10 protein-coding genes are annotated in these 12,151 nt (G+C 53.6%); 8 read left to right on the forward strand and 2 right to left on the reverse strand.

All coding sequences use genetic code 11. The features are described from left to right. Positions 1-67: 67 nt before the first annotated feature. The 8 genes from OXI60_00775 (at position 68) to rpoH (ending at position 10,090) form a co-directional block, all read left to right on the forward strand. Entirely contained in the window at positions 68-1,699 is a 1,632-nt protein-coding gene (locus OXI60_00775) for an ABC transporter substrate-binding protein (GenBank protein ID MDE0308354.1), read from the forward strand. Positions 1,700-1,814: 115 nt separating this feature from the next. Next, positions 1,815-2,765: an ABC transporter permease gene (locus OXI60_00780; protein ID MDE0308355.1), complete on the forward strand. Its 951-nt coding sequence runs from the start codon at positions 1,815-1,817 to the stop codon at positions 2,763-2,765. Positions 2,766-2,777: 12 nt separating this feature from the next. Beyond that, on the forward strand, positions 2,778-3,707 hold the full coding sequence (locus OXI60_00785; GenBank protein ID MDE0308356.1) for an ABC transporter permease: 930 nt from the start codon (positions 2,778-2,780) through the stop codon (positions 3,705-3,707). Between the two features lie 4 nt (positions 3,708-3,711). After that, on the forward strand, positions 3,712-5,613 hold the full coding sequence (locus OXI60_00790) for an ABC transporter ATP-binding protein (protein MDE0308357.1): 1,902 nt from the start codon (positions 3,712-3,714) through the stop codon (positions 5,611-5,613). 126 nt (positions 5,614-5,739) lie between these two features. Next, on the forward strand, positions 5,740-5,961 hold the full coding sequence (locus OXI60_00795; protein MDE0308358.1) for a hypothetical protein: 222 nt from the start codon (positions 5,740-5,742) through the stop codon (positions 5,959-5,961). Between the two features lie 97 nt (positions 5,962-6,058). After that, the gene (locus tag OXI60_00800; GenBank protein MDE0308359.1) at positions 6,059-7,597 is read left to right on the forward strand and encodes a sulfatase-like hydrolase/transferase; all 1,539 of its coding nucleotides are present in this window, start codon (positions 6,059-6,061) and stop codon (positions 7,595-7,597) included. A 465-nt stretch (positions 7,598-8,062) separates the two neighbouring features. Beyond that, positions 8,063-9,001, forward strand: a complete 939-nt coding sequence (ftsY, locus tag OXI60_00805) for a signal recognition particle-docking protein FtsY (protein ID MDE0308360.1) — start codon at positions 8,063-8,065, stop codon at positions 8,999-9,001. Positions 9,002-9,202: 201 nt separating this feature from the next. Beyond that, positions 9,203-10,090, forward strand: a complete 888-nt coding sequence (gene rpoH / locus OXI60_00810; protein MDE0308361.1) for an RNA polymerase sigma factor RpoH — start codon at positions 9,203-9,205, stop codon at positions 10,088-10,090. Positions 10,091-10,355: 265 nt separating this feature from the next. Here the strand turns inward: rpoH and argF are convergent, their stop codons facing one another. After that, a complete protein-coding gene (gene argF, locus OXI60_00815; protein MDE0308362.1) occupies positions 10,356-11,264 on the reverse strand; it encodes an ornithine carbamoyltransferase in 909 nt (302 codons plus the stop codon). 94 nt (positions 11,265-11,358) lie between these two features. Then, the gene (locus OXI60_00820; GenBank protein MDE0308363.1) at positions 11,359-11,847 is read right to left on the reverse strand and encodes a urate hydroxylase PuuD; all 489 of its coding nucleotides are present in this window, start codon (positions 11,845-11,847) and stop codon (positions 11,359-11,361) included. Between the last annotated feature and the right edge of the window lie 304 nt (positions 11,848-12,151).

Consider the following 12,151-nt stretch of genomic DNA (forward strand, 5'->3'; position numbering starts at 1 on the left):
CGCCAAGCGCACACAGTTTGTTTGATCTAATTTTTAACTTGCCAATTCTGAAGGAAGGATAATAAGGATGAAAAATAATGTTAAACCGGAGTTCAAACCAGGTGAATTGAAATTCACTGAGTTGTCTCCATACGAACAGAGTCTGGTAGAAAAGACCGTTAAAGGCGGATTCACCCGCCGCGATGTTCTGAAACTGATGGCGGTCACGGGTGTTTCCCTTGTGACAGCCCAGAGTCTTCTGTTTACAGGTCAAGAGGCAATGGCATCCATGCCCAAGAAGGGTGGTTCGGTTCGGATGTCCTCCAACCTGCACGGTCCGGACGATCAACTGGATCCTCCACGATTCACGTCAACCATCGATTACACACGTGGCAGGGCAACCTACAACAGTCTGATCCAGCATAACAATGACCTCACCACATCCGGGGAATTGGCTGAAACCATAGAACCGAACGCGGACGCCACCGAGTGGACTCTCAAACTGCGCAAAGGCGTAGAGTTTCATGACGGGTCGCCTTTTACCGCAGACGACGTGATCTACAGCATGAATCGCCACATGGGTGACGAGTCTGTGTCAGTGATCAAGTCCGTCTTGGCATCCATTCAGGAGTGGAAGAAAGTGAATTCGCACGAGGTCAAGTGCGTTCTCAATACGTCGAATTCCGACCTGCCGACACTGCTCGGTCTGTTCCAGACCAAGATTGTCAAGAACGGAACGACCGGCGATGGAATCGGCACCGGACCGTTCGTCATGGATTCATTTGAGCCGGGTGTAAAGTCCGTCCACTCCCGTAACGAGAATTACTGGCGCGAAGGTGCGAACCTTGATGGAGTTGAGATTACTGCCATCACCGATCCGGTAGCACGGGTCAACGCACTGCTGGCAGGTGATGTCCAGCTCATTACATCGGTTGACGCAAAGTCTTTCCGTCAACTTGAGGAAGATGACAGTGTCACACTGCTTTCCACGCCGGCGGCATTGCAACTGGGCATATGTGCCCTCAAAAATGCCGAGCCAGGCTCCAATGACGACTTCGTCAAGGGTTTGCAGTACATCCAGGACCGTGAACGGGTTGTGAAGCGAATCCTGAGAGGCAAGGGCACGGTTGCCAACGACACGCCGATCTCCGCCGCTCACGGACCGGATTTCTGCAGCGAACTGCCGCAGCGGGAATTTGACCCGGACAAGGCGAAGTTCCACTTTGAGAAATCAGGCTACTCTACGGCTGAACTTTACGTTGCGCCGGTTACGCCTGGTATTGAGGAAGCATGCCTGCTGGCACAGGCCAACTGCGCCAAGATCGGCTTTGACCTCAAACTGAAGAAAGTGCCGACTGATGGCTATTGGGGTGCGATTTGGATGCAGGAGCCGCTTAACGTGGTGACCTGGAACATGCGCCCGACCGCCCAGTCTCAAATGGCGATCCAGTTTGGGCCGGGAGCCGCATGGAACGACACTTATTGGAACAACGAACGCATGGGTGAACTCCTGCAGGATGTGTTGTCGGTGACTGACCCAGCCGTACGCCATGAGATGATGTGTGAAATGCAGACGCTGATTCACAATGGCAGCGGAATGATCATCCCGGCGTTTTCCAATATCAATGACGGTATCGCCAATAACGTCATGGGTGTGCCAACCGTTCCGACAGGACAGCTTGGCGGTTGCGAATGGCCGGAATTCATCTGGCTCGCCTAACATAATATCGCAGGCTTTTCATTAAGGCACAAAGGGAGGCCTGCACTGGATTCAGTGCAGGCCTTTTTTATCCTTTGATACTGCGACCTGCAAGAAAAAGAGGAGGGATAGAACTATGATGCTACAAATGGCATTGCGACGTCTGTGGATCGGAGTCGCAACCATGTTTGTGGTCTCGATAATCGTCTTCATTATGACCAGTATTCTGCCGGGCGATGTCGCGCAGATTGTGCTGGGTCAAAGTGCGACGCCCGAGACTCTGGCAGCCCTGCGCGCTGAACTCGGGCTCGATCTGCCCGCTTACATGCGTTACTTTGCGTGGCTGGGCGACATGGCAACTGGCGATCTGGGCACGTCCAAAGCTGGCGGTGCGGCAATTGCCGATCTCATCAGCGGCCGGCTCGGCAATACCATGATGATGGCGGGCCTTGTGGCCGGAATTTCCATCCCGATTTCCATCGTCCTGGGTCTGTGGGCAGCAATGCACCCGGGAACCTGGCTGGACCGGACAGTCACGTTTGGCACTTTGGCCACCATTTCAGTGCCCGAGTTTTTTGTCGCTACATTGATGGTGCTTATCCTTGCGGTCAACCTGCAATGGCTGCCATCAACCGCGTTGTTGCGTGACGATATGACGTTCTTTGAATTGATAGGTGGTCTGGCAATGCCCATCATCACCTTGGTTATCGTTGTATCGGCGCAAATGATACGAATGACAAGAGCGGGAATTCTCAACGTCATGAATTCCCCCTATATTGAAATGGCGATTCTCAAAGGCGTGCCGCGACGGCGGATTATCCTGCGTCATGCATTGTTCAATGCGATCGGACCGATTGTCAACGTAATCGCCCTGAATCTGGCCTATCTGGTCAGCGGCGTGGTGATCGTCGAAACTATTTTTTCCTTTCCGGGTCTTGCCAAGTTGATGATTGACGGCGTCCAAACCCGAGACTTGCCACTGGTTCAGGCTTGCGCCATGATCTTTTGCGGCACTTACGTCGTTCTGATATTGATAGCGGATATCGGATCGATCGTATCCAATCCACGACTCCGACATCCGAAATAAGGAGAGATGGCAATGAATGAACCTGAAAAGCAAAATGTAGAAGTTGGGCAAGAAGTCCTGGACAAGCTCGATAAGTTTGACGAACTGCCCGACGCGCCGCCCAAGCGGAGAATCAAACTATCCTGGACCGGCAAGATCGCGGTTGCGGTTGTCGCCTTCTGGGTGGTGATCGCCGTCATCGGTCCGTTTATCGCTCCATTTCACGAAATGGACATGGATGGCGATGACAGTTTCATGGATGCCCACTCCAATGAGTACGGCACGTTCTACCTTGGTACTGATTACCTCGGGCGTGATACCTTGTCTCGAGTGATCTGGGGTGCACGGATGACGATCGGCATATCGTTGGCGTCCACCTTGCTGGCCTACGCGATCGGTATCACCCTTGGAATTGCAGCAGCAGTCAGAGGAGGCTGGGTGGATATGGTTATCAGCCGTGCCAATGATGCCATTCTGGCACTGCCATCCATTATGCTGGGGCTGATCGCGATTGCAGCGTTTGGCTCCTCAATTCCCATATTGGTCATCATCGCTGGAATCATCTACGCCTCCAGTGTGTTTCGGATCGCCCGGGCGCTGGGACTCGACATCATGGTACAGGACTTCGTTGAGGCGGCCCGAGTGCGAGGTGAGGGGCTTTGGTGGATCGTCAAATCCGAAGTCTTACCGAACGCTGCAATGCCACTGGCGACGGACTTCGGTCTGCGTCTCGTGTTTGTGGTGCTGTTCATATCGAGCCTGAGTTTTCTCGGACTTGGCGTGCAGCCACCTCAGGCGGACTGGGGCAGCATGGTGAGGGACAATCTCGGTGGGTTGACTTACAACTCATGGGCGGCAGTGTGGCCTGCATTTGCCATCGCGTCGTTCACAATCGCGATCAACCTGATCGTGGATGATATTTCCGCCAAGTCCGGCGGCAGTCTGGCCAAGAAAATGGTGTAGTCCCATGAACGAAAAGAAATCTGAAAAATTACTGGAAGTCAAGGATCTTCGAATCAGTGCCTACAATGACGAGAAGAAGGAGATCCAGATCGTCAAGGGCGTCACATTTGACATTTACAAAGGTCAGGTTGTTGCGCTCATCGGCGAATCAGGGTCAGGCAAGACAACGATTTCCCTGGCTTCGCTTTCATATACCAAACCGGGACTGGAGTTCACCGGCGGCGAGGTGCTGTTGAATGGTGAGGATGTGCTCACCGCGTCACCGTTGCGTCAACGCGAGATTCGGGGCGCCCATGTGGCTTACCTGGCGCAGAGTGCGGCGGCGACATTCAACCCGGCCATCACCATCAATGAGCAGGTGACAGAATCCGCTGTTCTTCATGGCATCCAGACCCAGGAACAGGCCAATGCGCGGGCTCTGGAACTGTATCACGCGTTGGAATTGCCGGACCCCGATCGAATCGGGTTCCGTTACCCTCACCAGGTTTCGGGCGGGCAGCTGCAACGGTTGATGGCGGCAATGGCGCTATGCGGAAATCCAGACCTGATGGTGCTTGATGAACCGACTACAGCGTTGGATGTGACAACACAGATCGAAGTTCTGAAAGCCTTCAAAAAGGTGATCCGCGAGGAGAATTCCGCTGCGATCTATGTCACTCACGATCTCGCGGTGGTCGCACAGATCGCAGATCACATCGTGGTTCTGTACGGTGGGGAAATCATGGAGCAGGGCAGTGCGGACAAGATTATCAATAATCCGGGTCACGCCTACACCAGACGCCTGATGGATGCGGTGCGTCCCAAGCCGACTTCCGGAATGGGGAGTACGGTCGCTGAGGAGTACGAGCGTGAAGTTCCAGCCTTGTCGGTTGAGGAGATGACCGCCGGTTACGGTGGCATTGTCGACGGTGAGCCGGCAATAACGATTCTTCGAGATGTGTCGGTTGATGTCAAGAATGCTCATGTGGTCGGCGTAATCGGTGAATCAGGTTGTGGAAAATCCACACTGGCCCGCGTCATGGCAGGAATACTGCCGCAGGCGAGGGGCACGGTAAAGCTTGAAGACGAACAGCTCCAGGGCAATCTGCTCAATCGCAAGCGTGAGGAGTTGCAGAAAATCCAGTTTGTGTTTCAAATGGCGGATACCGCCTTGAATCCCAAGCAGACCATCAGTCAGATCCTGGGACGTCCGCTTGAGTTCTACCACGGAATCAAAGGCAAGGCAAAACATGCCAAGGTGGCGGAAATTCTGCAGATGGTTGAACTGCCGGCGGAGTTCGCCAGCCGTTATCCAATGGAACTGTCAGGGGGTCAGAAACAGCGGGTCAACATGGCGCGGTCTTTGGCGGCCAATCCCGAGGTTCTGCTCTGCGATGAGGTGACATCAGCCTTGGACAGCATTGTCGGGGCGAATGTGATCAAGCTGCTCACCAATTTGAGAGACAAGACAGGTGTTTCGTTTGTATTCATCAGCCATGACCTTTCAACGGTGGCATCTTTTGCTGACGAAATCGTCGTGCTGTATGCCGGCCGGGTGGTGGAACAAGGACCGACTGACGAGGTGCTTGAACCACCGTTCCATCCCTACACGCGGCTGTTGATCAGCTCGGTTCCGGAATTGCGCATCGGCTGGCTGGAAGACACGATGGAAAAACGCGAGATGGCCGTTGGTATTGCCAAGGGAGTGGAAATCACCGCGGTTGGATGTCCGTTCTACAATCGGTGTCCAATGGGCATCGATGGCACTTGTGACCGAGAGGTTCCCCCGGTTCGGGAACTCGAAGACGGGCACGAGATCACCTGCCATCGAACCGTGGAGGAGCTGACAGAATCAGAACATGAGACTCAGCAGATTCTTCGAGGTTACGAGAAACTGGTCGACGAATCCATGAAGGCTCGCGTTTGACGGGGCAGGAAGTCCGCATTGGTGGAAAGCGGCAACCGGCAAGGCGCAGGAGCGCTGCGAAGGTTCCGCACAGCTGCGCACAACGCAGTAGGGGAGTCAGATAACTGACAAAGCATAGGAAACCTGTTGCCGACGGACAGGGAGGCGTTGATCAACGAAGCCCGGCTGATGGGATGGGAGATCAACGCCCGAATCGGCCGCACCGCAAGCTGGTCGGTCAATCAGCTCCAGCTGAGCGGGTCATTGTCCAGACGACGGCTTGGACGAGTCGGAGGGATGCAACTGACACGCCCTTCCCCTCGTCGTGCCTGCTGCGATGTGTTCTCGCCGCAGGCTGTTTTGATGTGATGCATCGCATGCCTCGCCGGATTGGAAATCAGAATCGCAGCGGGACCCGATCACGCAGCCGCCCCAACGTGTGAATCAAGAGCATTGTGAACCTGGATTGAACAGCCAACCGAACATTCTGCTTATCTGTACCGATCAGCAACGATCAGACAGTCTTGGTTGTGCCGGCAACCCGCATGCACAAACCCCGCATATCGACAGCATCGCCAACAGGGGAACCCGCTTTCGGCGACACAACACACCAATGCAAATCTGCTCGCCGAGCCGCGCAACCATGATCACCGGCCTATACCCGCGCCACCACAGGCTGGCTATGAACGGCATGGCCTTGCCCGATGATGTTCGGGTGATCACAGATACGCTGACAGCGGCCGGCTACAGGACTCATGGTGTTGGCAAGCAGCACTTGCAGCCTTTGCTGGCCCCTGAGGAGCTTCATATGCCGGATTCAAGGGCGTTTTGGACCACACCGGAATCGAACGATTGGAACGGCCCGTACTATGGATACCAGACGGTGGATCTTCTGCTAGGCGAATCAGATACCGCGCACCTTGCCGGACACTATGCAACCTGGTTACGCGAAAATCACCCTGAATCGGTGCCGCTGCTCCAGGTTTCCGCTGCATCCGAGCCGCCGCCGGCCGATCTGGATGAGGTCTGGCGCTCCGCGATGCCGGTCGAACATCACTACAATTCCTGGATCACAGACCGGGCGGAGTCATTTCTGGAGCAATCAGCTGCTGAATCAGATCCCTTCTTTCTTTTCGTATCCTATCCAGACCCGCACCATCCATTTGATCCACCAGCCGCTTACGCTGATCGCTATGATCGGACTGTCATGCCGGTGATCCGGCTATCGGACAGGGAGCGTCGGCGCCAGTTGCCCTACTACGACAAGCTTTACCCCAAGGGACAGGGCTTCAGAGAGCTTTACTGGAAGGCACGGACGGACGTGGAGGCCGGCTCAATGATCTCTACGGATACGATCGGGGATTGCTCGATGCAACTTGCCGTTGCCTTTACCCATGCCATGGTCGAAATGATCGATGATCAGGTCGGACGACTGCTACAGACGCTTGATCGCATCGGCATATCGGATTCCACGGTTGTAATTTTCACCTCGGATCACGGTGAGTTGCTGGGAGATCACGGTCTGCTCCACAAGGGTCCGCCGCCCTACCGCCAACTTACTGAGATCTGTCTTTTGATGAAGGGACCTGGAATTCCGTCTCAGACCACAATCGACGCCATGACCAGTCACATCGACCTGGCACCGACAATTCTTGATTTGGCGGGCATAAGCGGACGCTGTCATGACTTCGATGGGGTGAGCATGGCGCCGCTTCTCAACAAGCCCTCACAGTCGTTGCGGGAATACGATTTTGGGGAATATCATCCCTCGTCGCGGCCGGAAGTCTACAACCAGACTGTCCGAACAGAACAATGGCGCCTGACCATCTATCCGAATTCCCCGCAATGGGGAGAACTGTTCCATCTTGCAGAAGATCCGTCAGAACAAATCAACCTGTATGGTGAGCGCGATGCAGTCGCAGTCTCGAGCGAACTGAACGAGATTCTGCGAAATCACTTTCCTCCGTGCCCGGACGTGGATAACAAGTGGATCTGCAAGTGGTAGCCGCGTGAATTGTCCTGATGTTGCGGACCCAAGCCCGGAATCACTGAACGGAAGGTGAACCTGGCAATCTTGGGTTGCCGCGGTGTGCGTACTTGCTGCGCAATGTGAAAGCGGAACGCCGTGACACCTGGTTTTCGACTTCGACAGTATCCACCGCAAAGAATTTATCAGTCAGGTCAACACCGGTTTCCCGAATTTTTGTATATTCTCCACTGTGGATATCCGGATGAAGCGACTGCAACTGAACATGATCAGTCTGCCGCAATGAACGAATAGATCAGCCAGCGGTGTTTTCGGTTCATTTTTTCGTTCGTAACTTCGGGTTTGCAGCAATTGACTCAAGCGTCACGGTCGAAGATGCGTAGAACTCTCCCGATCAATGTGTGACAAGCAAATTCGACGACAGCAGCAAGCCTGCTTGCGATATCCTGACCAATCCTGTCACCGAATTCACTGCAAGATGTGATGGCGCAAGACCCAAAGAAAAAATCCGGTTTCTTTCAGGTACTCAGCAGGACTCGAAAGTCCCTGATCGGCCCGCTTGCATCGTTGTTTTCAAGCTCTCAGCCAGTCAATGAAAATGAACTTGATGATTTGCACGACGCACTGATTCTCAGCGACATCGGATTTGAAGCAAGTGAAAAGATCATTGAATCAGTTCGATTGACCGCCAAGCGGTCCTCAGTTTCGGGAGAGCAGGTTGCCGCACTGATCGGCCGCGAAGTGGAGAGCTTGCTCGGTGCCGCCGAAAAGAACCTGGAAATCCAACTGCATGTGCCACCTGTCGTCATCATGATGGTCGGTGTCAATGGCGTCGGCAAGACAACCACCTGTGCAAAAATCGCCAACTACTACAAGAACAAGGGCCATTCTGTCATGCTGGCAGCATGCGACACTTTCCGGCCGGCTGCAATCGAGCAGTTGCAGAGCTGGGGGGAGCGCCTGCAAGTTCCGGTAATCGCACAGTCTGCCGGTGCTGATCCGGCTGCAGTCGCGCACGACGCGTTGCATGCGGCAGTTGGAAGAAAATGTTCAATTCTGCTGGCCGACACCAGCGGGCGACAGCAGACAAGAGATGATCTGATGCGCCAGCTTGGCAAGATTCGCCGGGTCATCGGAAAAATCGAACCGACCGCACCACACGAGACGCTGATCACGATTGACGCCGGAACCGGTCAGAACGCAATTTCACAGGTGGAGAACTTTCATCAGCACACGCCACTGAGCGGAATATGTGTATCGAAGCTGGATGGCACTGCAAAGGGAGGAATTGTCGTCTCACTGACTCAGAAATTCTCATTGCCCATCCCGTTTATCGGATTGGGCGAGGGAATCGATGACATTGCACCTTTCGATGCCCGGAATTTCGCAAACTCGCTGATTGGCATGGAAGCCGCCCGTTGACGGATGCGAAGGATGGCTCGCAAGCGGACCCGGGACTGCGACCATCTTTTCCGGTCGATCAGTCAGAATTCACACCGGTGGGTTGAACTGTTTCAAAACATCCCCATATTGATGATCACCAAAGAATATCTGAAATGATGTTTTGTTAGCACTCTCTTGTAATGAGTGCCAATTTGTGATAGAATTGGAGCAATTGAAGTCGTGAATCTAGTATCCAATATGCAACAGAATTTCCCGGTATCGACTGGTTTTCAGGGCGGCGATCTATCGTCATACCTGACTTCCGTCAATGCGCAGCCGATCCTGACTGCTGAACAGGAGCGGGAACTGGCCACGCGATATCATGAAGACAGCGATCTTGAGTCAGCACAACAGCTGGTGTTGTCTCATCTGCGATTTGTGGTTCGAATCGCGCGCGGATTCGCGGGTTATGGCATACCTCTCGGCGACCTGATTCAGGAAGGTAACGTCGGTCTGATGAAGGCCGTCAAGCGTTATGAACCCAATCGCAATGTACGACTTGTTTCATTTGCGGTGCATTGGATCAAGGCAGAAATCTACGACTTCATCCTGAAAAACTGGAAAATCGTTCGGATTGCCACAACCAAGGCTCACAGAAAGTTATTCTTCAATTTGCGCAAGCATCGCTCCAGCCTTGAAGCCATGAGCGAAACGGAAATTGAAAAACTGTCGAGCGACCTGGATGTGCCTGTCGAAACTGTTCGGGAAATGGAAGTCCGGATGAACGGAACAGCTGTATCGTTCGACGGCAACCCCGACGATTCAGACAGCGACGAAAGTTTCAGCGCGCCGGCCGCCTACCTGGGTGACATGCGCTATAACCCCGAACACGTCTACGAAAGTGATCTTGAACAGACACAGCGAAGTGAGCAGCTCGAGCAGGCCTTGGAGAAGCTCGATGAGCGAAGCAGAGACATCATCGTCAAGAGATGGCTCGGCGACAGTAAACTGACATTACAGGACCTTGCTTCCATGTACGGGGTGAGTGCCGAACGGATCAGGCAACTCGAAGAAAAGGCAATGCGAGTGATGCGAGAGCATATCAGCAACGCCGAACCGGGCTACTGACAAATTTATTGTCTCTTATTTTTCCACCCGTATCTTGAATGCGATGCGGGTGGATTTTTCGTTGGCAGCGAACCAGCCTTGATGGGGTGTTTGACCGTCTGCTGACATTCGATACGCAACAGCTGCTCGCTCCTGTGCGTCAGAATCTTCTGAACAGAAGCGGGATGCCCTGTTTTCTGCGCTTCGGCGAACCGCGAAACCTGTGAGCCAACGAGGTGTTCGATCGATGGGAGATCAAATTCTCCCGCAATCGCATCCGCCTGTCTCAGGCTGACAACAACAGTTCAATCAGTGCTTTTTGCGCATGCAGCCTGTTTTCCGCTTCCTGCCAGACTGCACTTTGCGGCCCGTCAATCACCTCGTCCTGCACCTCCAGACCCCGATAGGCCGGTAAACAGTGCAGAAAAATGACGTCATCGGCTGCACTGTCCATCAACGATGACGTGACCTGCACTGACTCGAACGCCGCAAGTTTCTCCTTCCGATCGTCTTCCTGCCCCATGCTCAGCCAAGTGTCCGTGACGACCACATCGACGCCCTTCACCGCCTCGATCGGACTTTGACAGATCTGGATGCGGCTGAAGTCGCAATCCTTGATCAGCTCGGGGTCAGGTGCATATTCCTCGGGCGTGAATATGTGCAGTTCGATCTTCAGCAAGGATGCTGCGATCGCCCAAGTGACACACATATTATTCCCGTCGCCGACCCAAGCCACCGAACATCCGTCTATTTCACCCCTGATTTCCTGAATTGTCTGAAGGTCAGCCAATAGTTGGCAGGGGTGGTAGGCATCGCTGAGTCCGTTGATCACAGGTACCGAAGAATTTCTCGCGTAGGATTCGGCGGTATTGTGTGCTCCGGTTCGGGTAACGATCAGACTGACCATGGAAGACAATACGCGGGCCGTATCTGCTACGGACTCCCCGCGATTCAGCTGCGTATCACCCGGTGCCAGAAATATTGAGTTGCCGCCCAGTTGATGGGCAGCAGTTTCGAATGAAATGCGGGTTCTGGTCGAGGACTTTTCGAACACCAGTGCGATGGTTCTGTTGTGCATCAGCTGTGGGCTTGACAGGTGTTGATGCCACATCGACTTGAGTTCGATCGCCCGGTCAATCAGCGAACGAATTTCCGAGGCCTGAAGGTCACTCAGAGTTAAAAAATGCCTGACCATGGCTAGTGATAATCGGCGGAGCCTGGAAAATACAGACCGGCGTTCAAACCGGTCTGTTAGTGGATAAATTTCAAACGCTGACGGATCAGTCCACTCAGAACATCCCGAAATGCGCTACAGAACCGGTTACCATGAAGAATAACATCGGAATGGACAGCATCGTGTTTGTTCGCGAAGCCAGCAATGCAACGCGGGCGGATTTGGCTTTCTCCTCATCAGAGGCCTGAACCATGCCGAGTACTTTTTTCTGATTCGGCCAGATCAGTACCCAGACGTTGAACAGCATGATGGTTCCAAGCCAGGCGCCGATCCCGAGATATGCATGCGGTCCCTGAAGGATAAACGCGTCCATAAAAGTGCCTGATCGCAGCAGATAGTAGGCTCCGGTCAACCAAGTCGCGACCGCGGCCCAGCGAAACCACAGCAATGCCCTGGGCGCGATGTGCTTCGTGATTCCTGGTGCGGTACCGTCCGCCTTGGCAGCCGCCAGCCCGGGCACCTGCACAAAATTAAAATAATAAAGCAATCCCACCCAAGTCACACCAGCGAGAATGTGCAACCATCGGTCAATCAATAAATCCATTTTTTCACCTCAATTTAGATCATGCAGATTCAAGACTTGAACCAATTAAGTCGCACCGGCGGAAAGGAATCCGCTGGCGAACAGATAAAGAATGACAGTCAGCACCAATCCTGAGATGATCGTGCCGGCTATGGAGTCAAGTGGGTTTTTCATTACGTTCTCTCCGAAAGTAAAATCAAGACCGTCTCAGGCCTTCAATTCAATCATACTATGATAATTCACAGCGTCGGACAATTTCAAATTTGGACGATGCCCTGAAATCGCGTTAGAGCATTATTTTCGCATCAACAGCCCGATTCTGGCG

This window comes from Acidiferrobacterales bacterium (genome assembly GCA_028820695.1).
Lineage (GTDB): Bacteria > Pseudomonadota > Gammaproteobacteria > Arenicellales > JAJDZL01 > JAJDZL01.

Bases quoted from the DNA above. Each gene is read 5' to 3' on its own strand.
- OXI60_00775 (MDE0308354.1), top strand. From the start codon at position 68: ATGAAAAATAATGTTAAACCGGAGTTCAAACCAGGTGAATTGAAATTC.
- OXI60_00780 (MDE0308355.1), top strand. From the start codon at position 1,815: ATGATGCTACAAATGGCATTGCGACGTCTGTGGATCGGAGTCGCAACC.
- OXI60_00785 (MDE0308356.1), top strand. From the start codon at position 2,778: ATGAATGAACCTGAAAAGCAAAATGTAGAAGTTGGGCAAGAAGTCCTG.
- OXI60_00790 (MDE0308357.1), top strand. From the start codon at position 3,712: ATGAACGAAAAGAAATCTGAAAAATTACTGGAAGTCAAGGATCTTCGA.
- ftsY (MDE0308360.1), top strand. From the start codon at position 8,063: ATGGCGCAAGACCCAAAGAAAAAATCCGGTTTCTTTCAGGTACTCAGC.
- argF (MDE0308362.1), bottom strand. From the start codon at position 11,264: ATGGTCAGGCATTTTTTAACTCTGAGTGACCTTCAGGCCTCGGAAATT.
- OXI60_00820 (MDE0308363.1), bottom strand. From the start codon at position 11,847: ATGGATTTATTGATTGACCGATGGTTGCACATTCTCGCTGGTGTGACT.